The organism is Gemmata palustris (assembly GCF_017939745.1).
Taxonomy (GTDB): Bacteria; Planctomycetota; Planctomycetia; order Gemmatales; family Gemmataceae; genus Gemmata; species Gemmata palustris.
In genome coordinates this window covers 5902709-5928372 of sequence record NZ_JAGKQQ010000001.1, presented here as the reverse complement: position 1 = coordinate 5928372, position 25664 = coordinate 5902709, and the positions used below count along the sequence as shown (strand labels likewise).

Below are 25664 nucleotides of genomic sequence, written 5' to 3'. Positions count from 1 at the left end.
TTCGGCTCCTTTGCTCAACTCTCGGGGCGCCCTTAGCGCGCGAAAATCTTCGACATCTGCATCGCCGCCGGCCCCAGGAGCACAATGAAGATCGCGGGGAAGATGCACAGCAGCATCGGGAACACAATTTTGACGGAGGCCTTCTGTGCCACTTCCTCGGCCCACACCTGGCGCTCCTGCCGGGCCGAATCCGCATACGCCCGTAGTGCCTTCCCCACACTGGCCCCGTACTTCTCCGTTTGAAGGAGCGCCGCTGCGAGGTCCCGGGCCTCTTCGATCCCGCACCGGTCGGCGAACGCTCGGAACGCTTCCCCGGTCGAAAGACCCAATTGGACTTCGCGCTGAACAACCACGAGTTCTGCGCCGAGAACCGGGTGAACCGTTTGAATTTCTTCGGCCGCCCAGTTCAGCGCGGCGTTGAGGCTGGCGCCCCCCTCCACGCTCAGCACCATGATGTCCAGAGCGTCCGGCAGGGCGTTGCGTATGGCGCGCTGGCGCTTGTTCACGCGGGACGTTAATAGGAACGTCGGGGCGATGAGCCCAACCGCGCCCCCCACGGGCGCCCACATCGCCGCCCGCTTCCACCCCGTGTCCAGGGCCGCCGATGTGCCGCCCGCGGCCCCGGCCAACGCGATCACCGCGGCGAGTTGGAACGCGGTGTAGTACAGCACCACCGACGGGTCGCGGTAGCCCGCGAGCGCCAGGCGGGACGCGAGTGCGGCGGCCCGCGCGCCGTTCCGCGGCACGAGCCGGCTGCCCAGGCGCGCGACGGTGTCTCGGAACCCGCGGCGCGGGTCCCCGTCGCCCGCTCCGGGGCCGTCGGCCAGCGCGCGCAAGCGGTCCGCGGCCCGGCGCTGGTCGTTGGACGGCCGGGATTCCAGGTGGCGCCCGGCGACCATGACCCCGGCGGTCACGGCGAAGAACGCGAGCGCCCCGAGCACAACCGTGAGCATGGATTCTAGCCCTCGAAATTCATGATGTTCCGAATCCAGAACGTACCCGCGCTCATGCACGCCACGGCCAACAGGAGCAGGCGCCACTGTGTGAACAGTGCCTCCGCGTACTCCCGGTTCAGGGCGTACATCACCCCGAACGTGACCACCGGCATCACGGTCAGTGTGAAGCTCTGGAGCCGCCCCTCCGCGGTGAGCGCGCGGATCTTTTGGCGCATCCGGAGCCGCGTGCGAACCACGCCCGCGAGCCGGTCCAGAACCTCCGACAGGTTCCCGCCGGTTTGCCGCTGCACGTTCATAGTCACAACGAAGATCTGGAGCTCGAGCACTCCCGCCCGCTGGCTCAGTTCGCGGAGCGCGGTTTCCGGGCGCAGCCCGTGTTCGATCTGGTGCAGGCACCGGCCGAATTCCCCGCGGAGCGGGTCGCCGAATGATTCCACGGCGGCGCGGAACGCCTCCGGGACCGATTGCCCGGCGCGCAACACGCGGGCCATCAGCTCGAACGCGCCGACGATTTGCGCCACGTACTTTTCGCGGCGGGCCTTCCGCCGAACGTTGGCGACCACGAGGGGAGCGACCGCACCCGCGCACCCGGCTACGCACCCGACCACCGCGCCCCCGGACACGAGTCCGAGTACCCCGCCGCCCGCGGCCGCACAGACAACGATCCCGAGGAACTGGCGCGCGCTCAGCGCGGTGCCAGCCTGGCGCAAAAACTCGTCCCCGCGCACCCGCCACGAGTCGGCCGGTCGGTTCGCACCGGTGCCCGTTCCTGCGGGCGCTTGGTCCCCGCCGGCGGGGGCGTCGAGGATGTCGAGCGTCTTGTACAGCGGGCTCGGGACGTCTCGGGCGCCGTCACCGCGGAACTCTTCGGCCAAGCGCCTGCGGAACCGGGACCGTGCCGGTGCCCACCGCTCGGCCGCGAGCCGGAACAGGGTCAGCGAGCCGGCGGTCACCGCGACGAAGATACCGATCTGCAACATGAGGCCTTCCCCAGCGCCGCGGCGCCGGCTCTAGCGCGCCCCGGGCTGGAGCATGCGCTTGCGGAACAGGTCCATTGAGAGCGTCAACCCGTGCGCCTCCAGGCGCTCCATACAGTTGGGCCGCAGCCCGGTCGCGTGGAAGCACCCCTGCGCGCGGCGGTCGCCGTCCACCCCGGTTTGTTTGAACACGAACAGGTCCTGCATTGCGAAGTTCTCGCCCTCGGTGCCGGTCACCTCGGACACCTTCACCACCTTCCGCGCCCCCCCGACCAGGCGGCTCACCTGCACCACGACGTTCACGGCCGCGGCGATCTGGCGCCGGATCACCCACATTGGGAGGTCGAACCCGGCCATACCGACCATCACCTCCAACCGGCCGAGCGCCTCGCGCGTGTCGTTCGCGTGGACCGTGGTCAGGCTCCCGTCGTGCCCGGTGTTCATCGCCTGCAGCATGTCCAGCGCTTCCGGCCCGCGGCACTCGCCGACCACGATCCGGTCCGGGCGCATCCGGAGGGCGTTGCGCACGAGGTCGCGGGTCCCGACGGCCCCCGCGCCCTCGATGTTGTTCGGCCGGGTCTCGAGCCGGCCGATGTGCGGCTGCTGGAGCTTCAGTTCGGCCGCGTCCTCGATGGTGATGACCCGCTCGTTGGCCGGGATGAACGCGGAGAGCGCGTTCAGGAGCGTCGTCTTCCCGCTCCCGGTCCCGCCGGACACCACGATGTTCAGGCGGGCGCGGATGCACACCTCGAGGAACTCCATCATCTCCTGCGGCACGGACCGGTTCGCGACCAGGTCGGCGGCGCGGATCGGCGTCGCGCTGAACCGGCGGATCGAGACCAGCGCCCCGTCCAGCGCGAGCGGCGGGATGATGGCGTTGATGCGGCTCCCGTCCGGGAGCCGGCTGTCCACCATCGGGCACGTTTCGTCCACGCGGCGCCCGGTCTGGGTGACCATGCGCTGCACGATGTGGAGCAGGTGGGCCGCGTCGGTGAATCTCACGTCGGTCAGTTCGAGGCGCCCGCCGCGCTCGACGTAGACCGTGTGCGGGCCGTTGATCAGGATGTCGCTGATCGTCGGGTCGCGCATCAGGGTTTCGAGCGGGCCCAGCCCGAACGTTTCGTCCAGCACCTCGTTGACCAGGCGCTCGCGCTCCTGCTGGTTGAGCAGGTTCGGGCTGCGCTGGCACAGTTCCTCCGCGACCCGGCGCACCTCCTGCCGGAGCTGGTCGCGGGACATCGCGTTGAGCGCGGACAGGTCCATCCCGACCACGAGCCGGCGGTGCAACTGGGCCTTGAACCGGCGCACGTCGTCCGATCCGTCGGATTGCGCGACGGGGGCGTCAGAACGCACACGCTCGGGAATCGGCAGCGGGCTCCGGGGGGGAAATCGGTTCATAGCACACCTTCGTTTCCGCCGCGAGCGGCGGGGCGGGGACCGGGGCCGGGCTGTTGAAGCGCGCGCGCAGGGTGCGGACCCAGGGCAGCACGCGCTCGCGGTAAAACGCGCCGAACCGGGCGCGCAGGTCCGGGGCCGGGGGCACCGGGGCGTCCAGACCGACCAGTTTGGCGATGCTCTGGACCACCGGCGCCCGGTCGTCCTTGAGCGCGGCCGGGATCCCCACGTTTGTGGCCCACCCCATTTCTCCGGGGGCGTGCGGGATCAGGTGCGTCACCTTCACCCCGAGTGCCATTTCCGCGTCGTCCACGGAGAGCTCGTTCGGTAGGCCCGTGTGGTTCATAACCACCTCGATCCGGTCGCGCGGAACGCCCCGCGCGGCGAGGTGGTCCATCGCGCGCCGGGCGTTCCGGATCGCGGTGAAATCGAGTCGGCAGACGAGGAGGATCCGGTCGGCGCGTCCCAGGACCGCGACCTGCTCGTCGTGAATACAGTCCTCCAGGTCCACGACGACTTGGGAGAAGGCCTCGCACGCGAGCGAAACGGCCTGTTCCACTCCGTAGATCGTGAGGGCCCGCGCCTCTTCGTGGAACCGCGGCCCGGCGAGCAGCGCGGTGCCCGAGGGGTGGATCGTCAAGAGCTTCTCGTACATCGTCCGGTCGAGCCGGTCCTCGTTCTGGCAAAGATTCGAGAGCGTGTACTGGGGCTTCAGGTCGAGGAGCGGCGCGAGATCGGCCTTGTTCACGTTCAGATCGATCAGGTTGCAGCGCCCGTACTTTTTCGCGAGCACAACGGCGAGGTTCACCGCAATGGTGCTCGCCCCGCACCCGCCCGACGCGGACAGAACGCCGATCAACTGCCGGGCCTCGGCCCCGCTCGTCAGGTTCAACCGGGTGAGCTCGCTGTCGAGGGCCGGTTCCAGTTCGTCCTGGTCCAGGAACCGGTCCCCGCCGGCTTGCATCGCCCCCAGGATCAGTTTCGGGTCGGTCGCCGGTCCCACCACGAGAACGTGGGTGCCCGTGGCCCGCAGGGCGCGGACGACTTCGAGCGACTCGGCCACGCAATCGCTCGCCAGAATTACGAACACCAACTCGAACCCGCCCTTTTGGGCGCGCTCCGCGGCCCGGTCGAACGTCACGAGTTCGAGGCCCCCGACCCCTGGGCGCGATTGGAGCAGATCCCCGAGCCGGCTCAGGAGCAAGTTTTGCCGCGTGGGGCCGACGAGTAGGGTGGGCATAATGGGGTAACCTGTTCAATGGAGCCGGCGAGTCGGTTCTGTTCGAGTTTTGACGTTCGTAAACACGGCGCTGCGACGGATGCGACCGTAAGCGTCACAACCGTAGAGCCCGGTCCCAGCGAAGCGTGTAGGGGAAACCCCGAAAAGCGGCCGGACCCCGTCTCGCAATCGCACAAGCAAATATCGCCCCGGATTCTTGTGACAATCGTCAGCTTTAGGTATTCTTGAGATTGCTGTGAAAGAAGTTGTTGCGGGACGCCGTAGCAAATTGCCCTTACGAACTCGCCCGGCGCAACTCGGTTCTACTGTGTTCGAGAACTGAGGTTTCCAGCGTACCGGCTCAAATGCCGGCCACTTTCTAAGAAAGTTGCCCGGCATCGAGCGATCCCTGCGATTCGTACCGGTGGCACAAGTATGAGTGAGCGCCCCCGCCCCAGAGATGCTCGTCCCCCAGATACGGTTCCCGCGCGCGTTCTGATCGTTGACGACGACGAGCGCATCCGGCGCTTCGCCTCCAAGGTCGTGACCGCTGCGGGGCACGTGATCGAAGAAGTGCAGAGCGTCAACGAGGCCCTGGCCCGGTTCGCGAGCGCGAGCTACGACGTCGCTCTCGTCGACCTGAACATGCCGGGCCGAAGTGGTTTGGACCTGCTCGCGGCACTCGCGGACCAGAAAATCGATGTGGTCCCCATTCTTATGACCGGGACGACCGACGTCGGCGCGGCCGTGACCGGGATACAGCGCGGGGCGTTCGACTACATCGCGAAGCCGGTCGATCCCGCGGCCCTGTGTTGGGCGATCGAGCGCGCGGCACGGGTCGCGCACGCCCGGCGCCGGGAGCACATCCTGGAATCGGTCGTGTCCGAATGGGCGGCCACGTTCGATGCGTGCCCGGACATGCTCATGATCCTCGATCGCGATGGGCGCGTGGTGCGCGCGAACGAGGCCGTCGCCCGGGTCACCGGAGTACCCCGCGCACAACTCGCCGGAGCACTCGTTGAGGATCTGTTCCCTGGGGAGCTGGGGGGCGCGATCCGGGCGCGCCAGCAACTCTCCTCGCGCGCGGACGCCGACCCGACCGCAACGACCCGCGAACACGACCCGGTCCTTGACAGTCATTTCCTTTTAAGTGCGAATCCGATCCGAACCAACTCCACCACGTGTGCCGTTGTCGTGCGCGACGTCACTCTGCTCGTTCGGCGCGAGGAAGAGCGGAAGCGCCTACTGCAGCGTGTACTCACCGTCCAAGAGGACGAGCGCGGGCGCATCGCGCGCGAATTGCACGACGGGATCGGGCAAGCGCTGGTTTCGCTGGCCGTCGGGCTGGCGACGATTGAGGGCGAGGTGACGTGCGAGCGCGTGCCGCGCCTGCGCCAGATCGCGGCCGAGAGCCTGGACGAGGTCCGGCGCCTCGCGCACGGGCTGCGCCCGACCGTACTCGACGACATGGGGCTCACCGCGGCGCTCAAGCGCCTCACCGAAACGTTTACTCGCGTCCACTCTGTCCGCGCGGAGCTACTCGTTCCCGAGGGGGACGGATTGCGGCTCCCCAAAGACGTCGAGTCGGCCCTCTATCGGATCGTTCAAGAGGCTCTGGCGAACGTCGCCAAATACGCTCACGCGCGAACCGTGGACGTTGTTCTGGAGATCGACGGGTTCGCGCGCGTGTCGATCACGGACGACGGGGTCGGGTTCCAGGCCCCCCGTGGCTCGAACGGCGCCACCGGCCTGGGGTTGAGAGGGATGGAGGAGCGCGCGCATTTGCTCGGTGGGACGTTTCGTGTCGAGTCGGTCGCCGGGCGCGGCACCACGATCGACGTTCGAGTTCCGATTTCTGAGGGAGTGCGATGAACCGTACCAAAGTGGTTCTGGCCGACGACCACGCGATCCTGCGCGAGGGGCTGCGCGCGCTGATTAGCATACAAGCCGATTTGGAAGTCGTCGGCGAAGCAGCGACGGGGTTGGAGGCCATCGACCGGGTCCAGGAGACGATACCGCGCGTGCTCTGCCTCGATCTGTCGATGCCCGGGTGGGGGAGCGGCCCCACGATCGCGCGCGTGAACCAGGTGTCGCCGCGCACCCGCGTCCTGGTGCTGACCATGCACAACGACCCGGCGTATGTTCGCAGCGCGCTCGCGGCGGGTGCGGCCGGCTACTTCCTGAAATCCTCACCGTCCCACGAACTGCTCGCCGCGATTCGAGCGACCGCGACCGGCGCGCGGGTGATCGACTCGGCCCTTCAGGGCGTTCTCGAGGACGCGCCCCCGCCGGCCGGGCTGCCTCAATTCAGCCGGCGCGAGACGGAAGTACTCGAACATCTCGTCAAGGGGCACACGCACCAGGAAATTGCCGACCTGCTGTTCCTGAGCGTCAAAACGGTGGAGACGTACCGCGCGCGGTTGCGCGAGAAAACGGGGCTCAAGTCGCGCGCCGACTTTGTTCGGTACGGTCTCGATGCCGGGCTACTGAACGCGCCCGAGGCGGTGACGGACTCGTTACCCGAAGACTGATCGCGCACCGAACCTCTGCAACGCTCTCGCTCTCGCGATCGAACGTGATCCGAGGGCGCCGTTGAATGCGGCCCGATCTCCCATCTCGATCGTCGCAGAGCCGAACGCCTCGGCCTCCCACGTCTTGTACGCCGCCCGCGCAAATTCCCACGCAACGTTGTTCGGCCGCGCCCCGCGCGCACGTCGGTACTTCCGGGCCCACTTGCGCCCTCGCGCGCCGGTTCATTTCTGGGGCTTTCCCCGACAAGCTCGCGATCGCGACCGGTCTAAGGTTGGGCTCCCAAGCGGCAGCGACCGCCGTTCGTCCCGACAAAGCTCGAACCGCGCCGGTTCTGTTGAAGACCGCGGCTCCACAGAGAGGACCGAGACCATGACGCCCAAATCTTTCGTTCGACTTTTCGCGCGTAACGCTTCAAAATCGTCCCGCGCGCACAAGACGCCCCAGCGGTTCCAACTCGACTTACTTTCCCTTGAGGACCGCTCGACCCCGGCACAACTCTGGGTCGCGTCCGCGGGGGCAATGAGCATCCTTCAGGACGTCGGCCCCGTCGGGCTCAGCGCGGGGGACACCGTGCGCGTCGCCCTGCCGAACGCGCAGTTCACGGATTGCACCTTCGGCACCACCGCGTTCAACACCCTCGATTCCGCCGTACAAACAGCCAACGGCAACGCGGACACATCGAACTCGATTCGGCTGCTCGGGGGCACCTATACCCTCGGCGGTTCGCAGCTCGCGATCACAAAGAACCTCGACCTCGTGGGGTACGGTCCCGGTACGACCACGGTTCGGGCGGGTTCCAACACGCAGACCGGCAGCGGCAGCCCGACCGCGGACACCTCGGCCGCGCTCCTCGTGAACCGCGGAGTGGCACTCAACATCAGTTCGATGACGCTCGACGGCGGGGCCGGATCGGGGCTGAACGTTCCGATTCTGGTCAAGTTCACTAACAGCGGTTCGGGGACCGCGGTGACGAGTGTCCTGAGCGACGTGATCGTCCAAAACGTGGGTACAACGGGAGGGGCTGCGGGTACGGGGGTACTCGTGGCCCACGGGAACGTTCGGGTCATGAACTCCCTCATTCAGAACACCGACACTTACGGTATCCTCTACAGTGGTTCCGGGGCAACGGGCGCCGTCACCGGGACCACGTTGTTCGGCCAGGGCGTGGGCATACGTGCCAACGTCGGGATCGGGGCGCAGGACTCGGGCCCCGTCACCATTCAGGGGAACACGTTCCAGAATTTCCTCGGCACGACGGGGCTCGCGGACTCGGCCGGTGTGTCCGTGCAGGGGGCCGTTCTATCGGTGCCGGTGGTGGACATCGAGAACAACCAGTTCAGTGCGAATCGTATCGGGGTCGGGGTCGGGCTCTCGTTGAACTTGGGCTCGACCACCATCCGCAACAACAACTTCCTGAACAGCACCGTCGCGGGGATTTCGTCCCTTACGGGCGCGACGCTGAGCGGCCTCCAGAACTTCATCCAGAGCACCGTTTTCGGCGCGCAAGGCGTGGTCGGCCTACTCGGGAGCACACTGCTCGGGACCGCGGCGACGATTACCTCGTCGCCGCTGACTTCCGCCACTGTTGCCGTGACGACCGGTGTGCTGAACGGTCGGGTGACCGACACCACGACCGGCAACGGCGTGGCCGGGGTCACGGTGTACCTCGACGCGAACCTCAACGGGCTCCGGGACCAGACCGAGATCGCCATCACAACGGACGCCAATGGGAACTTCACGTTCTCCGGCCTTCCGGTGCTCAACCTGTCATCTCCGACCGGGTTCCGGATCAAACTGGAGGTGCCGTCGGGCGCGACCGCGGGTGGGACGGGCACGGTAAATGTGAACCTGAACCCGCTCCAACTTTCGGTCTCGGGTCTGAACCTGAACGTCACGATTCCCTCGAGTGGGAACGGCGGTGGCGGTAATAACGGCGGTAACAACGGCGGTAACAACGGCGGGGGGAATGGAGGCGGCACGGGCGGGGGTGGCACGGGTGGGGGTGGCACGGGTGGGGGTGGCACCGGAGGTGGAACGGGGACTGGTGGGGGCACCGGGACCGGAGGCGGGACCACCAACTCGGGAGGTACCACCGCCGGCACTCCCCAGGGGCCGGGACGCCCAACAGACGGGTCGAGCTTGCACTTCTCCGCAGGGGCTGCTGGCTCCGGCGCGGAACCGCGTGTGATCGTGTACAACCCGGACGGATCGGTCCGGTTCAACTTCCTGGCTTTCGACGCAAACTTCAAGGGCGGGGTTCGCGTCGCGACGGGAGACATCAACCGAGACGGCGTCGATGACATTATCGTCGGTGCCGGTGCCGGTGCCGGGCCGCACGTCAAGGTGTTCGACGGGGCCACGGGTGAGTTGATCCGCAGTTTCCTGGCGTTCGATGCGAAATTCAAGGGGGGCGTTGCGGTCGCGTCCGCGGACGTCAACCGCGACGGGTTCGACGACCTGATTATTGGCGCCGCGTCCGGGTCCGCGCCGCACATCAAGGTGTTCGACGGGGCCACGGGCGCCGAGCAAATGAGCGTCATGGCGTTCGACGCGAGCTTCAAGGGCGGCGTGACGGTGGCCGGCGGCGACGTCAACGGGGACGGGTGGGAGGACGTGATCGTCGGAGCCGCCCCCGGGGCCGGGCCGCACGTGCGCGTGTTCAGCGGGCGCGATCAGTCGCTCATGCAGAGCTTCTTCGCCTTCAGCCCGGCTTTCGCCGGTGGGGTGACCGTGACCGCGGGCGACGTGAACGGGGACGGGCGCGCGGAAGTGATCGTCGGGGCCGGTGCGGGCGCCGACCCGCGTGTGAGCGTGTTCGACGGAACATCCGGGCGCCTTGTTCGCTCGTTCCTGGCCTTTGCTCCCACGTTCCGTGGGGGCGTGAACGTCGGGTTCGTGGTAAGCGCTGACGGTGACAACTCCATCCTCACCGGTGCCGGAACGGGGGGGCACGCTCACATTCAAGAGTTCGATGCGGGCGACGGGAGCCCGGAGGAATCGTACTTCGCTTGGGACACGACGGACATGAGCGCGATCCGTGTGAGCTAGTTCGGCCCCGGTTCGCTGATAAGTCTTGTGACTGTTCGGGCAAAACGACAATTTCCAACAAGTGTCAATATGTAGTTTGCTCGTTCTGCGAGCAGGGCTCGGCTCCCGGTGCGCGGGAGCCGAGCCCTGCTCGGAAAGCAACCGCTCGCACAGCGGACCGTACCGCGGTTCGCGATCCCATCGCGCCGAAAACCTGCTCTGATCGAGAAGCCCCTTAAGTAAGCATGTCTGACCCGGCGCCCAGTGCAAGTAGCGGAGTTTACCTGACAAATTTTGTTCCCGTCAGGAACTAAACTCGTAGCTCCTCGTAACGGAGCGTGAGAACTGTGTTCCTTAAAAACTCGCTATCCCGCCGGCGCACGGGCGCCGTTCTCGTTAAAGTCGCAATTTGCCTGCCGGTGCTGATCGGGATTTTGGCCCTAAATTTGGACGGCGGGCGCATGTACGACGAGCGCCGGCGGTTACAGTCCACGGCTGATGCCGCCGCCCTGGCCGCAGGCGCCGACCTGTACGAGAACTACTGGGACAACAAGGGCAAGGACGTGTACGGCACGGCCCGCACGGCGGCCGAGAAGATCGCGGTCGCCAACGGGTACCCGGCGTCGGCCGTGACCGTGAACATCCCCCCACAGTCGGGCACGTACACCGGCCTGCCCGGCCACGCCGAGGTGCTGATCGATGCCACGCTCCAGGCGAGCTTCGGGCGCGCCATCACCGGGGCCAACATGCCCGTGTCGGCCCGCGCGGTCGGCAAGGGCGAGCCGCTCAAGTTCGGGATCATCACCCTGAATCCGAGTATGTCGGGGGCGTTCACCAACAACGCGCTCGTGTTCGCACTCGTCGGGCGCCCGCTCATCGTGAACTCGTCCAGCCCCCAGGCCCTGAAGTCCTCGAGCCTGGTGATGCTGTCCCTGAACCGGATCGACGTGACAGGGGGCGTCTCGAACACGGGCCTGTTGTCACTCACGATGAAGGTCCGGACCGGGGTCCGACCGACCCTGGACCCGCTCGCGTTCCTCCCGATCCCGGACACCGCCAGCGCCCCCGTTCGGAGCCCGACGCCGAAGGTCGTCAACGGGCTCGTGGCTACGCTCCAGCCCGGGGTGTACAAGGGCGGGATCAAGATCAAGGGGGTGTCCACCGTGGTTATGGCCCCGGGCGTGTACATCATGGAGGGGGGCGGGTTCCAGGTGGAGGGCCTGGCAACTGTGTTGGGGCTGGGCACAATGGTGTACAACACGACGAGCCCGACCTATGCGTCCGGCCCGATCGCCGTATCCGGGTTGGGCAAGGTGGTTATGACGGCCCCGCTCTCGGGCACGTACCAGGGGTTCAACTTCTTCCAGAACCGCGGGCTCGCGCAGCCCATCTCACTCACCGGGCTGGGACTCACCACGATCACCGGAGCGATCTACGCGCGGTCGGCGCACGTGGACCTGAACGGGAGCGTGGCAATCGGGTTGGACATCCTGGGCGGCGCCTACGTCGTAGATTCCCTCACATCGAGTGGGATCGGCGGGGTCACGATCGACCTGAAAGAGAACCCGCCCCGGGTTCCGGACGTGCGCGTGGTCGAGTGACACGGCCGGCGCTCTGAATTTGACCCAATACAAGCACGAATACGGGACCGAAACGAGTAGGGGACGGTCCCAAATTAGAGCCCCGAAAAATGGCCGAAGCTGTCGGCCGTTCGGGTGGCATACGGTGCCATTTGTAATGGGATTTGGAACCCGGATTCAGCCGGGCGCATCGGCCACGGACCCATTCGGTCTCCTTACAAAATTATTGTTATATTACAATAATTATAATGAACTTGGATTTCAATTTTACGCCATCATGCGTTATATTATTTTTTGACGAATGGCGGATGACTAGCTCGGAGTAATATAATTGTGCCAAGTATTTCAGAACGACGGTACCGGGGGGCCGTTATCGAACCGAATCGTAACGCACTGGAGAACGGCCGAGGCGCGGAGAGCGGTCCCGACGCGGTCATCTTGTTCGGTCCAGGCGGGGGCGTCAGGCACGCGGGGCCGGCCGGCGACCGGCTCCTGGGCTACGAACCCGGCACCCTAACGGGGGCCGACGGATTCGGGCACCTGCACCCGGACGACCGGGACCGGGTCCGGGCCGCATTCGGCGCTCACCTGGCGGACCCGACCGTTGCGTTCGCCGAATCGTTCCGGGTACGGCACTGGAGCGGAACCTGGCGCTGGCTCGAAGCTCGGGGCGTCAACCTGCTCCACGAGCCCGGAATCGGGGCCGCGGTCGTTACGTACCGGGACGTGACTCGGCACCGGGAGGTCGAGGGCGCGCTCCGGTCCGCGATGGAGTGGAGCCTGGACGCGGTCTACGTCCTCGCGTGCGACCGGGCCCCGGACGGGAGCGTTGTGGACTTCGTGTTCACGGACGTGAACCGGAACGGCGCGGACCTGGTCGGGCTGGCCCCGGCACAGGTGGTGGGCCAGCGCCTGTGCGAGCTGCTCCCGATAAACCGCACCGGGGGGTTCTTCGACAAGTACGTGCGTGTGGTCGAGACCGGGGCGCCCCTGGAAGAGGACTTCCCGATTACCACGGGCGACGGGCGCAACTTGTGGCTCCACCACCAAGTCGTCCGGGCCGGGGACGGAATCGCCATCCTCACGCGCGACGTGACCGCGCGAAAGGGCGCCGAAGAAGCTCTGCGGCGGAGCGAGGAGCTCCTGCGCACGGTCATCGCGCACATCCCGTGTGCGGTGTTCTGGAAGGACCTGGACTCGGTGTACTTGGGGTGCAACGATCTGTTCGCCCGCAACCACGGGCTGCCGGGGGCGGCCGCCGCGGTCGGGCACACCGACTTCGAGCTCGGGACCCCGGCACCAGAGGCCGAGTTCTTCCGCGCGTGCGACCGGCGCGTGATGGAATCCGGGGAAGCTCTGTTGGGGTTCGAGGAGCCGCTTACCCGGGCGGACGGGGCCCGGACCGTTCTGCTCACCAGCAAGGTGCCGCTCCGGGACGGAACCGGGGCCGTGGTCGGGGTGCTCGGGGTGTACCAGGACATCACCGAGCGCAAGCGCGTGGAGGACGAACTCGGCGAGTGGAAGGCCCGGTACGAGGCCGCAGTCAAGGCGACCGGCCAGGTGCTCTACGACTGGGACGTGGGGACCAACCGCCTGACCTGGGGCGGGGACTCCGAAAGCACCCTCGGGTACCGGGAATCGGAACTCCCGGACGCACTCGCGGGCTGGACCGCGCTGGTCCACCCGGAGGACCGGGAACCGTTCGAGCACGAGGCCGAGCGGTGCGCGCGGGCGCGGAGCCCGTTCCGCATGGAGTACCGGGTGCGCGGGCGGGGCGGGAGCTACGTCACGGTCCACGACCAGGGGCACTTTATCCCGAACCCGAGCGGCGCGCTGACCGAACGCATGGTGGGGTTCGTGTCCGACGTGTCCGAGCGCAAGCGCCTGGAAGCCCAGGTGCGCCAGTCGCAGAAGATGGACGCGGTGGGGCAACTGGCGGGGGGCGTGGCCCACGATTTCAACAACCTGCTCACCATTATTAACGGGTACGCCGCCATCCAGTTGACCACCCTGGCCCCGGACGACCCGATGTACCCGATGGTCCAAGAGGTCCGGGAGGCCGGGCTCCGGGCACGGGACCTGACCCGGCAGCTCCTCGCGTTCGGGCGCCAGCAGGTGCTTCAACCCGTAGTCCTGGACCTCAACGAAGCCCTACAGGACGTGACCCAGATGTTGCGCCGACTCATCGGCGAGGACATCGAGCTGGTCACGGTTCCGGCCTCCGATGTGCTCCGGGTTCGTGCCGACCCGGGTCAAATCGGTCAAGTGCTCATGAACCTGGCCGTGAACGCGCGCGACGCGATGCCGACCGGAGGGGCTCTGACCGTCGAGACCCGCAACGTGGTCGTCGGGGGCGCGCCTGACGGGCGCGAGGTCCCTCCGGGCCGGTACGCGGTGCTGTCCGTAACGGATACCGGCACCGGCATGTCGGACGATGTAAAGAACCACATTTTTGAGCCGTTCTTCACCACCAAAGATCCGGGCAAGGGGACCGGGCTCGGGCTGGCGACCGTGTACGGCATCGTGAAGCAGTCGGGCGGGCACATCGAGGTGGAAACGGCCCCCGAGCGCGGGACCACGTTTCGGGTGTATCTGCCCGGGTTCGACGCCCCTGTGGTCGCCGACGAGAGGGCCGACGGGGGCGCCGCGCCGGTCGGTGGGGAGACTGTACTCCTGGTGGAGGACGACGCCCGGGTCCGGAAACTCACGCACCGGTTGCTCCAGCAACTCGGGTACACGGTGCTGGTCGCGGGCGGAACCGAAGAGGCCCTGCGGGTCGCGGCCGAGAGCCCGGCCCCGGTGGACCTATTGCTGACGGACGTGGTCATGCCCGGTGCGAACGGGCGCGTGCTGGCCGAGCGGCTCGCGGCCCGGTGCCCCGGGGTCCGGGTCGTGTTCATGTCGGGGTACACGGACGACGCGGTGGTGCGCCACGGGGTCGAGTACGCGCGCGTCAACTTCCTCCACAAGCCGTTCTCCCCCGAGGCCCTGGGGCACAAAGTGCGTGAGGTGCTCGACACGGGCGAGCCGTTCCACCCGGGACCGCCGGGAACCCACTCGTGAGCCCGTCGGGATTTTGTTGTATCCGGTCCGCGCTCGAGATAAACTCCGCGGTATCGCTTCCACCAACGTTCCGCCCCGCCACCAAACCATGAGCGAGCCCGCGCGCTCTGCGCTACACGTTCTGATTGTTGAGGACCGGCCCGACACGGCACAGTCCTGGGTCGATTTGTTGACCTTGGGCGGGCACACGACCCGGGTTGCGTCGTGCGGCCCCGACGCGCTCTCCTCGGCCCAGACCGAGACACCGGACGTGGTGCTCTTGGACATCGGGCTCCCGGGCATGGACGGGTGGGAGGTCGCGCGGCGACTGCGCGCGGACGCATCGGGCCGCCCCCCGTTCATCATCGCGATGACCGGGCGCGGGACCGTGAGTGACCACCACCGGTCCGAGGGCGCGGGCATCGACCTGCACTTGGTTAAACCGGTGGACCCGTTTGTCCTGATTCAACTTTTGAACCAGTTCCGCTCGGTTCGGAACCGTTCCGTCGCCCCGTCCGAGTGACCCTCACCGCGTCCGGCACACACTGGCGAGTGGGGCGTCGGCAGTTGTTACCAGCGATGTTTATTGATGCACCTTCTGTGCAGGTCAAAGTGAAACGGTGTATTGCGTAGCTGCAGTGCGAAACCCGCGCGAGCCCCTCGTCGTGTTCCTATCTACCGCGACGCGAAGCGAATGGGGCCGGCGCTCATTGGCGAGGTGATTTGGGGGATTCCCTGACAGAGATGGCTCGCAGGCGCTGCCAGATTTGCACGCCCCTACCACTTCCAACCGAACGCCCACGCGCGGAGAGGGAAAATGACCGAGTACGAACGGCTGTCCTTGCGGTTGCTCCAATCAATCGCCCAAGGCATCGCCATTCAAATCACGAATGATTCGCTCGAGGGGAAGGGCCAAATTACAAAGATGCACCGCGCGGCGGATTGGATCGCCGGCCTCAATGACCTGATCCGAACTACGGACGAGGCCATTACGTCAGACGCGACCGGGTACCCCGATCCCGAGCACGGGAAGAGATCCCAGGCGCGTGAGTTCAGTTTAGAGTCGCGTTGCTGACGAGGGGCGGTTCGCTGCGCGAGGAGGTCCGTTGTCCGTGCCGCGACCGCTCGCCCGCGGGCTGGCTTTACGCAGTCAGAAGTGATGGCGGGTGAGGCGCTCTCGCACCCTTTCTCATAATCGCGGTACCTTTTGGGACCGAATCACACGAATGTTTTGGTGCGATGTTTACACGAACTACTCGGATCGCTCGTCGGCTACTCGAACAATTTGGAACCCTCTTGAGCCCGCGCAGCGCTTCGCCGCACGGGCGCTCGCCCATGTTCTTTTTCGTGGACCGGGAGTTCGGGAGTCGTGCGGTTTTCCTCGTCGTTGATCCCCGGAACGAGGCCGGCTTTCCCAACCAGTTCCGGGTCACCGAGGGAGCTCATCTTGAGAGCGCACCGGGGCGCGACGGTGACATACTCTTGCGTAGTACGGAGCACCAACCGCGGCCAGCGGTCGGAGTTTCTTCGACCGTTTCACTGGTGTACCGAGCGTTTCTCGACGAGTCGGAAGTGGAAATCACGGGGTACTACACCGTGGCCTTTGGAGCCCCAATCGTGGCCCGGGATTGGGGCGCGTACTGCCAGTTGGTCGGGCGCCCGGGCGCCGGCCCGTGACCCGTCTACTCCCGGATCGATGCGCACCACATTTCTCGCGTTCAGACAAGAAGCGCCTGCTACCCGCTCGCGCCCGGTGTGACGACTTCGGCCACAAGTAGCGGAACAACCCCTTCTGCAACCGCATCAACCCGGACCGTCTCGTCGGCCGGGCTTCGTTGAGAATCGCGTTCCCGCCTCTGCGCGACACCACGCCGGTGAGCTTCCAAACGGCCCACTCATCCTTGACCAGAAACTTCCCATCTTGCTCTTCTGTGCCGGGGCCGGGCGCCAGAAGGCGTTTCCGGAAAGCGCGACCACCTACCAACTGGGAAACGGGCCGAAAGCGGGCATTGGAGCCTATTATGAGGGGTTTCCCTGACACCTTCGCCGTGGTTCCAGCTCTACGTTTTCAGATGCTATTAGTGGCAATGGTGGATTTGTGGAACCCTCAAAATGACACTCGCGTTGATAGTTGCGGTCGTGACCTCTCTCGCCCTCTTAGGGCTCGTGATCGTTCTCTTCCGGCGCCAGGTACGAGGTCGCGATCATGCGGCCACGAGTTTGAGGCTCGCGAACGAAGCCCTTGAAGTGCGCCTCCGGATGCGCACCGCCAGTCTAGTTGCGACCAACGACGAACTGCGCCGCGAGATCGCGGAGCGCGTTCGCATCGCGGACGACTTGCGGCCGAACGCGGAGCGCTACCAGGCACTGGTTACCGCAACGGCCGCGATCGTGTGGGGGGCGAGCGCAGACGAAACGTTTGAAACGGCGCCCCCGGAGTGGGCCGCAAGCACCGGCCACGCGCCCGACGAGTTTCGTGGTCGAAGGTGGCTGGACACCGTTCACCCGGACGATCGGTCCGCGTTCGCGGACGCCCGGGCGTCCGCGAACGCGGACCCGCGTGAGTTTAAAATCGAGTACCGCCTTCGAGATACGGACGGTACGTACCATCGCATGTCCGTCCAGGGCATACCCCTCCAGAACGCAGACGGAACGGTACGGGAATGGGTCGGCCTGCACGCCGATGTAACGTCTGAGCCGGGTCGCGAGTCCGAATGCCCGGCGCCGCTCGCACAACTCGCCCTCCAGATCGAGCACCTGCCTCTCGCGTACTTCGTAAGCGACGCTAACAACCGGTTCACGTACTGGAACCGCGCCGCCGAACGGGTGTTCGGGTTCGCGCGCGCCGACGTGGTCGGCAAGTGCCCGTTCGAGGTCATCGTCCCCGCACGAGAGCGGGGGCTCGCCGAAAGTACGTTCGCCCGGCTCGCAACCGGGGATCGGGACGCGCACGGGCTCTTCGAGAACGTCACCAAAAGCGGGCGCGAGATCACGTGCGAGTGGCACAACGCGCCGCTGTTCGATGCCACCGGTGCGTTTCAGGGCGTGCTCGCGCTCGCGCAAGACGTGACCGCGCGCCAGCGCCTCGGGGACCAGGTGCGCCAGGTGCAAAAAATGGACGCGATCTGCCAACTGGCGGGCGGGGTCGCGCACGACTTTAACAACCTGCTCACCATTATTAACGGCTACACCCGGTTGTTGGCCGGCGCCTGTCCCGACGGCACACCAGACGGGGAGGCGCTCGCGGAGATCCGCGACGCGAGCGAGCGGGCCACCAACCTGACCCGCCAGCTCCTCGCGTTCGGGCGCTTGCAGGTGCTCCGCCCCCACTTACTGAACGTGAACGGGCTGATAACGGAGGCCCAAAAGGTGCTTGCCAAGGTGGTCGGTGAAGGCGTTCGGCTGGTTTGTTCTTTGTCCCCGGGGCTCGAACTCGTCACCGCCGATCCGGATCAGATCGAACAAGTTCTCATGAACCTGTGCGTGTACGCCCGAGAGTCGATGCCCCAGGGCGGCCGATTGACATTAGCCACGGACGCGGTGGAGGTGGGCGCCGGCCCGACGGGGGATCGCGCGGACGTGCCACCGGGCCGGTACGTTCGGCTCACGGTTACCGATACCGGCTACGGCCTGACGGCCGACGTAAAAGCTCAGATTTTCGAGCCGTTCTTTTCGCCGCAGGGGGTCGGTAAAGGGGCCGGTCTCGCGCTCGCGGCCGTGTTCGGCATTGTCAAGCAGTCGGGCGGCCACATCGCCGCGGAGAGCACAATCGGGACCGGAACCGCGTTCACCATCCACTTGCCGGTCGCGGTTCAAACGGCGCCGCCCGCCGGGTCGAAATCGATCGCCCCGCTTCTCCCGCGGAGCGGAGAAAAGATCCTGCTCGTCGAGGACGAGCGCCCGATCCGCGCGCTGGCCGCGCTCGCACTTCGCGGGGCCGGGTACACGGTGCTGGAAGCCGCGAGCGGCGAAGACGCGGTCGAACTCTTCAGGGCCCAGTCGTCGGTCCACCTTTTATTGACCGACGTCGTCATGCCGGGGATGAACGGTCGGGAACTGGCCGAAGTTCTCCGCGAGCAGGAGCCGAATCTGAAGCTTTTGTACATGAGCGGGTACACCGATGACGCAAAAGTCCGCCACGGCATCGCGTCGATCGACGCCGAGTTCCTTCAAAAACCGTTCGAGGTGGACGATTTGCTCCTGAAGGTGCGACAGGTGCTCGACGAGGACGGATCGCACACCCGCTCACAAGAGCTCGCAGGCTCCGCTCCTTGATAACGACGCTCCACGTGCGAACGCAGAGACCTCTACTGATGATCGTGATCCCTTCACCTGCCCGAATAGCCGCCCCGATCGCCACTGTGCTGATCGTCGAAGACGACCCCGGTATCGCCGAGTTGGAGCGGGTGCGGCTCGACGACGCGGGCTATCGGACCGTCGTCGCCGCCACAGCGGACGAAGCCTTGGGGGCGCTCGCGGCCACCGAAATCGATCTGATCCTCCTGGATTATCAGCTCCCCGATACCACTGACGGGCTGGACCTCTACGTTCGGATAAAGGAGGCCGGGTACGACGTTCCGGTGATTCTTGTAACCGGGTTCAGCAGCGAGGCGACCCTCATCCGGGCGCTGCGCATCGGCGTTCGAGACTTCGTCACCAAATCGGTGGAGTACCTCGACTACCTCCCGGACGCCGTCGGGCGGGTGCTCGGGGAGATCCATACCGCGCAACAGTTGGCGAGCATCATCGCATCAGCCCAGGACGCAATCATCGGTACCGGTCTGGACCGCCGAATAACCCTTTTCAACCCGGCCGCGGAGCAGATGTTCCGGTGCCCCGGGGTCCGCGCGCTGGGGCGCCTGATTACCGATTTCATCCCCGACCAGTTCTCGCCCGCAACGGACGCGAGCGAACCGGTCCGGTTCGAGACACAGACGTTGCCCACGCGCGGGGTGCGCCAAGACGGGGACGAGTTCCCCCTGGAAGTCTCGGTTTCGTTCGGATCGACGGGAGGGCAGCGGTACTGCACCCTTATCGTGCGAGACGTGACCGAGCGGGAGCGCATGGCGGCGGAGCTGAGGCGGACGAACGAACTGCTCGCAGCCGTGGTCGAAGGGACTACAGATGCGGTGTTCGTTAAAGACCGGGACGGCCGGTACCTGCTCGCGAACTCGGCGACTGCTTCGTTTATTGGGCGGCCCGCGGGGGAGATTCTGGGGCACGCGGACGCGGATCTGATCGAGGCCGGCAGCGCCGGGGTCATGAGGGACAACGACCAGTTCGTGATGAAAGCGGACCGCGCGGTGACGAGCGAGGAGCCGCTCGTCATGGGCGGCCAGCACCGGACGTTCTCGGTCACCAAAGCCCCGTACCGTGACGCGAGCGGCGCCGTCATCGGGGTGATCGGAATTTCCAGAGATGTGACCGAGCGGAACCGGCTGGCGACCGAGCGCGACGCTCTGCTGGCCCGCCTCCGGCTCCAGATCGAGCGCATGCCGTTGGGGTACGTGTTATTCGACGCGGACGCACGGGTCATTGAATGGAACCCGGCGGCGGAACGAATCTTCGGGCACGCGCGCCATCAGGCGCTTGGGCTGAGCGGGTTTGATCTCGCACCGCCCGCGTTCCGAAGTGAGGGCGAGACCCTGCTCGGGCGCATTCGGAGCGGGGACATGGCGGCCCACTCCGTCAACGACAACCTGACCAGGGACGGACGGGTCATCACGTGCGAGTGGCACAATACCCCGTTACTGGACGAGAACGGGAGATTCATTGGATTTTTGGGCCTGGCCCAGGACGTCACGGCGCGCCGCTCGGCCGAGGACGCACTGCGACTCCGGGACCGCGCGATTCAGGCCGTGACCCAGGGGATCTTGATCTCCGACGCCGAACAGCGGGACGATCCGGTCGTGTTCGCCAGCCCGGGGTTCGCGCGGATGACGGGGTACGCGGCCGAAGACATTTTGGGCCGGAACTGCCGGCTCCTACAAGGGCCGGACACGGACCCGGATGCCGTCGCCCGGCTCCGGACCGCGATTCGCGCCGGGGAGCCCTGTACCGTCGAGTTACTCAACTACAAGAAAGACGGTACCCCGTTCTGGAACGAACTGTCCATTTCCCCGGTGCGGGACGCGGCGGGCAAACTGACGCACCTTGTCGGCGTGCAGACCGATGTGACCCGGCGGCGCCACTTGGAGGAACAGTTCCGGCAGTCCCAGAAGATGGAGGCCCTGGGGCGGCTCGCGGGCAGCGTGGCTCACGATTTCAACAACCTGCTCACCGTGATCAACGGGTACAGTACGCTCCTGCTGAAAGAAGTCGCACTCGAGAACCCGTTGCGGGAGTACGTCGAGGAGATCAAGCACGCCGGGAACCGGTCGGCCGACCTCACCCGTCAGCTCCTGGCGTTCAGCCGGCAGCAGGTGCTCGCCACGCGGATTTTAGATTTGAGCGCCACGGTAAAAGGGTCAGAAAAATTGCTCCGCCAACTGCTCGGGGAAGCGGTCCAGTTGCGGGTGGTAACCGGTCCGAACGTGTGGCCGATTCGGGCCGACTCGGGGCAGATGGAGCAGGTGCTGATGAACCTGGCCGTGAACGCGCGCGACGCCATGCCGACCGGCGGCACACTGACCGTCGAGATACGGAACGTGGAACTGAGCACGAAACACGCCGCGGAGCACCCGGGGGCGCGCCCGGGGCCGCACGTGCTACTGGCCGTATCCGATACGGGAACCGGGATGACGGACGAACTGAAGGAGCGGATCTTCGAGCCGTTCTTCACAACGAAGGAACCGGGGCGCGGGACCGGGCTCGGGCTGTCTACCGTCTACGGCATCGTCGAACAAAGCGCCGGCCACGTGACCGTGACGAGCTCGGTCGGGGTCGGAACCCGATTCGACATCTATCTCCCTCACGTACCGGAAGCGGTCCAGAGGGAGGAAACAAAAAGCGTGGCGCCGCGGCCCGAAGGTGGCCCGGAAACTGTTTTAGTGGTCGAGGACGAGCAAAGCGTCAGGGTGTTCTCCCGTCTGATCTTGACCAAACTGGGGTACACCGTCCTGGAGGCGTCGGACGGGGCCGGGGCCTTGAAAGTTGCGACCGCGCACGCGGGGCCGATCCACTTGCTCCTGACCGACGTGGTTTTACCCGGGATCAACGGACGGCTGGTCGTCGAGCGGCTCCGGGCGGTTCGCTCCGGGTTCAAAGTATTGTTTATGAGCGGCTACACGGGCGAGGCCCTGCTCCAGCACGGGATCCGGCACGAATCCGAGCAGTTCCTTCCTAAACCGTTCTCACCCGCCGTACTCGCTGCCAAAGTTCGCGCGGCTCTCGATCAGCGTGCGTGCTTCGCGGAACTGTGATTCATGTGCGGTACCAACCGGCTTTGAAGTAGCTGGCCCCTCGCTCCTGGACGGGCGTGACCATTTCAATGAACTGCTTCGCAAGGGGAAAGTATCGGCATCGGTACCAGCCCAGCTCCGGGAAACGGCCGCGGTGAGTTATATGGTCCCGATCACCTCGCTGCTCTGTGTACGAGCCCGACTGTTCCCCGGGGGGGGCACCCTTCGGACCGGAGGGGGAAGGGCCCGTGAAGCCCCCGGGTCTGGTTCCTGAACCGGTACTCGCACGGTTTTGCTCATGCCCGGTTCGCGGATGCCGGGCTGATCCGCCCAAGCCGGCCCCGAAGAAGAGGCCTCCCGAGAAGGAGCCGGGCGTCACACTTTTCCCTCGCCGGATACAATCCTTTGGAACTATCCCTCGCTTAACTTCGATCCATTGGCCCCCATGTCCTCAGATGTTCCGATCGTGGTGCGCGTGACCCCAACCTTTCGCGAGTTCCTGCGATTGAACTGGGTGGTTGGAATTCGCCGGATGAGGCTCGTCGCGCTGATCGCACTGTTCTGGCTGGGCGTGCTTGCTTGCGTCCCTCTCATGGCGTTGGTAAAGCCGAACTTGGTCCAGTTACCACAGGGAGTGGAGGGATACGCCTTCGCGGTGCCCGCCCTTCTTCTCGCGGGCGCCGTCTTTGTGTACACCCCAATTGCCACCTACTTTGCGGCTCGGAAGCGGTGGGAGACAGCTGAGGAACTTCGGGAGCCGCGAACCTACACCTTCACGGACGACGGGATAGAGGTAGTAGGGAAAAGTTTCTCGGGGTTTATGACGTGGCCGATCATCATTCGCGCCGAGCGGGCTGGAGGGTTGGTCATGCTCGCCACGAGGCAGCAGCAGTTCTACTTGCTGCCAGTTAAGGCGTTCGAGCAACCCGAGACTTGGGCGCGATTCACCCAGTTAATCGAGGCCAATGTCCGCGACTGCCGGCTCTGAAAAATGCCACCCCAGCTCCTTCTGAGTAGTTGCCGAAGTATTCCATAATGTGAGCGCATTTGGCATTCACCACTTTTGAAGGCTTGCGCTACGCTGCAACAACATCTGGCCCGAATACCCACTTCCGCACGAAGTCGCTGACGGCCCTGAGTCGCTCGTCGCTGATCGTTTCACGGTAGTGGGACGACATGTGCCCGGACTCGTGTGCCATCACGTAATCGACCGCGGGTTGATCCTTGGCCTCGTCGGCAACGGTGCGGAACGTGTGGCGCAGCGTGTAGAACCCGAGCCCCGTTCGCCCGCCGAGCTTGAGTGAGCGGAGCAACTTCCCGAATTCTTTCGCGAGCGTCTGATCGGCGCTGTCCTTGGCCCACGGCAACCCGTACTTCGTGATGAGCACCAGATCCGTATTGGACTCATCTTTCGGTTTCGGGCCGGGGGAAGTCGATCAGCCCGGTCCCAAGGTTCACGGCACTTTGTGGCAGCCGCCCGCAGTCGGAGTCCCCGAGCTCGCCGTTGATACCCAGGAGAATCATCGCTCGCATCGGCTTGTTGGCCACCGCGAGTAACTGGTGGATCACCGCGGGCGCGAACAGCTTCGGCCCCTTCTTGGCGCGATCGACGCGGACTACTTTCCGGGACGGCCGCTTGAACGCCTGGCCGCATCGCACCGGGCGGTCGATCGGGTCATTGTCACTCGCAAACTTGAAGGCCACTCGGATACGCTGGATCACGTTCCCGAGCGTGACCGGTCCCCACTTCTCGGCCATTGTCGCGCGCAGCTCAGCGAAGTCGTCGGGGCCGAGGTCGGCGACGATCCGGTTCTTGCCGAAGTGATCGATATAGATCGCACAGGCAGCCTTGTAATCGTCCACGAGCGCTGCGCCAGTTCGCCGGAGTTGACGAGATTCTGTTTCGCGTTCAGGAACCGGTTGGCCAGATCCTTCACCGTAAACCCGGACTTATCCTCGCGGGGCTTGCGCCCGGAGTGGAGCGCGTCCTTCTGTTCGAGGTACTTGGCCAGCGACCCGTCGGGGGCACCCACGGGCCGAAATAGTGCATCTCCCCGCGGATCTTCTTCGCCCATACTCCAGCAGCGTGGGGAAACAGTGGGAATTCGGGGTAGGGTTTGTTCGGTTTGGGAGACTTGCCACCGGGCGCACCGGGAGTAGAATTCGCTTCAGACATGTGACGGCTCTTCATGCGGGTGTCACGGTGTCGGGGTCAGTTGTTACACCAACTGACTCCACGGCCAAACGATACCATGTGTCAAAGGCCGAAAGGCGAGAAGGCCGAAAGGTGCTGATCGCCTAGGATTGCAAGGGTTTGGGGACGTAGCTCAATTGGTTAGAGTACCGGACTGTCGAACGATCAAGTCGCACTAAAACCCTGGGATTCCCGGGGTTTTTGCATTTCTCAGTGACACCAGTTGCCCTACGTCGCACCCGCGCGCGGGTGTCAACGGGTGTCAGATGCCTGTACCCTTCTACAAACCCTTCTTGGTAAGCAGTTTGCTCTTCCAGTGACGAAGAAGCGCCCCAAGCGTTGGTGTTGGCGGCGCCACTGGGTCGCGTTGGCTTAGAAAGAAAATGATCTGCGCCATCAGCGCCTTAAAGGCAACTTCGCTGAGGCAAGCTACCTTTGAGGAATCCCGCAAGAAGCACGGGTCCACGCAACTCATCCGCCGCAAGTCCACAAAACTCTCTTCCAATAGCCCATCGATAGCCGGCAGGAAGAACCTTGCTTGGTTTTGATTTTTACGGATGATGTCCCGCACTAGTCTCGGGCCAGAATCGGTAGCAACAGTCTGATCCTCGCGAATGGTTGACAGAGGTTGAATCATCGCAATGAAACGATGCTTCGGTACCCGACCTGGCACGAGGTCGCACTCGTGGTTGAGAACGATCGCTTTACTTATCTGACAGTAGGCTGAGACATTTTCCGAGTTTGGTGGTTCAAGGTGAAAAGCACCGCCTTGGACGGACGATTTGGGAAGAGCGGGCGATTCACCAGCAGCCGGCGGCCAGGAATAAAGACCAAATATGCGACGATCAGGTTTGGAAGTATTCGCCTCGCGAACAACATTGATCGTTGCTCGCTGATCAGCTGGAGGGCGGAGGTGAATGTGCGGCACATCCGAAAAAATTTCCCCCTGGGCCGGTTCCAGGGGGAGAGAGCGGTAGAATTGTTCGTCTGCCATTGAGCGACTCGATAGAACTTATCCCTCTAAGTCTGAGGGTAGCTCTATCATTGTACGAGTCGTTGGCCTAGTAATCGCGTCCCACGCGCGTGCCGCCTCAGCAGTTGTGGCGACGCGAGACGTGTGAGCGATTATGACCTCTTGCACATCCTCGGCCGGAGCCGGAGAAACTTCTTCAAAAACGTCCGTGGTCTGCCCAATGGCGCGAACGTCAACTAATCGCTGAGAGCTGCCCGTTTGCTGTACGGTAATAGCTGGCGCGTTCGACGCCGCAACTAACTGTGGCTCGAGAGGGAGCGACAGGGTCTCAGTCACGACGGCAACTTGTAAGGCTCGCACTACCATTTTAGTCTTATTCATCGGGGCGACTCGGCTTAGGATTCGCTCGTGCGTTAATTTGATCCAATT

At 65.1% G+C, this 25664-nt stretch carries 18 protein-coding genes; 11 read left to right on the top strand and 7 right to left on the bottom strand.

Annotated features, from left to right (window positions below; all coding sequences use genetic code 11):
* Positions 1–32 precede the first annotated feature (32 nt).
* The 4 genes from J8F10_RS24670 to J8F10_RS24655 are packed head-to-tail and all read right to left on the bottom strand — an operon-like array spanning position 33 to position 4568.
* Positions 33–953: a type II secretion system F family protein gene (locus J8F10_RS24670; RefSeq protein WP_210658457.1), complete on the bottom strand. Its 921-nt coding sequence runs from the start codon at positions 951–953 to the stop codon at positions 33–35.
* Positions 954–958: 5 nt separating this feature from the next.
* Complete coding sequence (locus J8F10_RS24665) at positions 959–1936, bottom strand: type II secretion system F family protein (RefSeq protein ID WP_210658455.1); 978 nt, start codon at positions 1934–1936, stop codon at positions 959–961.
* 30 nt (positions 1937–1966) lie between these two features.
* The gene (locus J8F10_RS24660; RefSeq protein ID WP_390891119.1) at positions 1967–3331 is read right to left on the bottom strand and encodes a CpaF family protein; all 1365 of its coding nucleotides are present in this window, start codon (positions 3329–3331) and stop codon (positions 1967–1969) included.
* A complete protein-coding gene (locus J8F10_RS24655) occupies positions 3276–4568 on the bottom strand; it encodes an AAA family ATPase (RefSeq protein ID WP_210658453.1) in 1293 nt (430 codons plus the stop codon). Before J8F10_RS24655 ends, J8F10_RS24660 begins: the two co-directional genes overlap by 56 nt.
* 414 nt (positions 4569–4982) lie before the next feature.
* Here J8F10_RS24655 and J8F10_RS24650 point away from each other — a divergent pair, with 414 nt between their 5' ends.
* The 11 genes from J8F10_RS24650 (at position 4983) to J8F10_RS24605 (ending at position 23056) form a co-directional block, all read left to right on the top strand.
* Entirely contained in the window at positions 4983–6419 is a 1437-nt protein-coding gene (locus J8F10_RS24650) for a hybrid sensor histidine kinase/response regulator (protein WP_210658451.1), read from the top strand.
* On the top strand, positions 6416–7078 hold the full coding sequence (locus tag J8F10_RS24645; protein ID WP_210658449.1) for a response regulator transcription factor: 663 nt from the start codon (positions 6416–6418) through the stop codon (positions 7076–7078). The genes J8F10_RS24650 and J8F10_RS24645 overlap by 4 nt, the downstream gene beginning before the upstream one ends.
* A gap of 370 nt (positions 7079–7448) precedes the next feature.
* Entirely contained in the window at positions 7449–10127 is a 2679-nt protein-coding gene (locus J8F10_RS24640) for a beta strand repeat-containing protein (RefSeq protein WP_210658448.1), read from the top strand.
* Between the two features lie 326 nt (positions 10128–10453).
* The gene (locus J8F10_RS24635) at positions 10454–11707 is read left to right on the top strand and encodes a pilus assembly protein TadG-related protein (protein ID WP_210658445.1); all 1254 of its coding nucleotides are present in this window, start codon (positions 10454–10456) and stop codon (positions 11705–11707) included.
* 312 nt (positions 11708–12019) lie between these two features.
* Positions 12020–14749, top strand: coding sequence for a PAS domain-containing hybrid sensor histidine kinase/response regulator (locus J8F10_RS24630; protein WP_210658443.1), 2730 nt, complete (start codon positions 12020–12022; stop codon positions 14747–14749).
* An 88-nt stretch (positions 14750–14837) separates the two neighbouring features.
* The gene (locus J8F10_RS24625) at positions 14838–15251 is read left to right on the top strand and encodes a response regulator (protein ID WP_210658441.1); all 414 of its coding nucleotides are present in this window, start codon (positions 14838–14840) and stop codon (positions 15249–15251) included.
* Positions 15252–15545: 294 nt separating this feature from the next.
* Positions 15546–15803 carry a hypothetical protein gene (locus J8F10_RS24620; RefSeq protein WP_210658439.1) on the top strand — a complete coding sequence of 86 codons (258 nt, stop codon included), beginning with the start codon at positions 15546–15548 and terminating at the stop codon, positions 15801–15803.
* A gap of 467 nt (positions 15804–16270) precedes the next feature.
* The gene (locus tag J8F10_RS40005; RefSeq protein ID WP_261363085.1) at positions 16271–16405 is read left to right on the top strand and encodes a hypothetical protein; all 135 of its coding nucleotides are present in this window, start codon (positions 16271–16273) and stop codon (positions 16403–16405) included.
* A 435-nt stretch (positions 16406–16840) separates the two neighbouring features.
* Positions 16841–19003 (top strand): hybrid sensor histidine kinase/response regulator, encoded by a 2163-nt coding sequence (locus tag J8F10_RS24615; protein ID WP_210658437.1) that lies wholly within the window; start codon positions 16841–16843, stop codon positions 19001–19003.
* Positions 19004–19089: 86 nt separating this feature from the next.
* Positions 19090–22089, top strand: a complete 3000-nt coding sequence (locus J8F10_RS24610; protein WP_315854158.1) for a PAS domain S-box protein — start codon at positions 19090–19092, stop codon at positions 22087–22089.
* 511 nt (positions 22090–22600) lie between these two features.
* Complete coding sequence (locus J8F10_RS24605; RefSeq protein WP_210658435.1) at positions 22601–23056, top strand: YcxB family protein; 456 nt, start codon at positions 22601–22603, stop codon at positions 23054–23056.
* A gap of 88 nt (positions 23057–23144) precedes the next feature.
* On the opposite strand, the gene J8F10_RS24600 is transcribed toward J8F10_RS24605, so the two are convergent.
* The 3 genes from J8F10_RS24600 to J8F10_RS24590 form a co-directional block, all read right to left on the bottom strand.
* On the bottom strand, positions 23145–23456 hold the full coding sequence (locus tag J8F10_RS24600; protein ID WP_210658433.1) for a hypothetical protein: 312 nt from the start codon (positions 23454–23456) through the stop codon (positions 23145–23147).
* A 16-nt stretch (positions 23457–23472) separates the two neighbouring features.
* Positions 23473–23931, bottom strand: coding sequence for a hypothetical protein (locus J8F10_RS24595; protein ID WP_210658431.1), 459 nt, complete (start codon positions 23929–23931; stop codon positions 23473–23475).
* 611 nt (positions 23932–24542) lie between these two features.
* Positions 24543–25256: a hypothetical protein gene (locus J8F10_RS24590; protein WP_210658429.1), complete on the bottom strand. Its 714-nt coding sequence runs from the start codon at positions 25254–25256 to the stop codon at positions 24543–24545.
* Positions 25257–25664 lie beyond the last annotated feature (408 nt).

What these genes read in the sequence shown, in the direction of transcription:
- J8F10_RS24670 (WP_210658457.1), bottom strand. Translation starts at nt 953, where the DNA reads ATGCTCACGGTTGTGCTCGGGGCGCTCGCGTTCTTCGCCGTGACCGCC.
- J8F10_RS24665 (WP_210658455.1), bottom strand. Translation starts at nt 1,936, where the DNA reads ATGTTGCAGATCGGTATCTTCGTCGCGGTGACCGCCGGCTCGCTGACC.
- J8F10_RS24660 (WP_390891119.1), bottom strand. Translation starts at nt 3,331, where the DNA reads ATGAACCGATTTCCCCCCCGGAGCCCGCTGCCGATTCCCGAGCGTGTG.
- J8F10_RS24655 (WP_210658453.1), bottom strand. Translation starts at nt 4,568, where the DNA reads ATGCCCACCCTACTCGTCGGCCCCACGCGGCAAAACTTGCTCCTGAGC.
- J8F10_RS24650 (WP_210658451.1), top strand. Translation starts at nt 4,983, where the DNA reads ATGAGTGAGCGCCCCCGCCCCAGAGATGCTCGTCCCCCAGATACGGTT.
- J8F10_RS24645 (WP_210658449.1), top strand. Translation starts at nt 6,416, where the DNA reads ATGAACCGTACCAAAGTGGTTCTGGCCGACGACCACGCGATCCTGCGC.
- J8F10_RS24640 (WP_210658448.1), top strand. Translation starts at nt 7,449, where the DNA reads ATGACGCCCAAATCTTTCGTTCGACTTTTCGCGCGTAACGCTTCAAAA.
- J8F10_RS24625 (WP_210658441.1), top strand. Translation starts at nt 14,838, where the DNA reads ATGAGCGAGCCCGCGCGCTCTGCGCTACACGTTCTGATTGTTGAGGAC.
- J8F10_RS24620 (WP_210658439.1), top strand. Translation starts at nt 15,546, where the DNA reads ATGACCGAGTACGAACGGCTGTCCTTGCGGTTGCTCCAATCAATCGCC.
- J8F10_RS24615 (WP_210658437.1), top strand. Translation starts at nt 16,841, where the DNA reads ATGACACTCGCGTTGATAGTTGCGGTCGTGACCTCTCTCGCCCTCTTA.
- J8F10_RS24605 (WP_210658435.1), top strand. Translation starts at nt 22,601, where the DNA reads ATGAGGCTCGTCGCGCTGATCGCACTGTTCTGGCTGGGCGTGCTTGCT.
- J8F10_RS24590 (WP_210658429.1), bottom strand. Translation starts at nt 25,256, where the DNA reads ATGGCAGACGAACAATTCTACCGCTCTCTCCCCCTGGAACCGGCCCAG.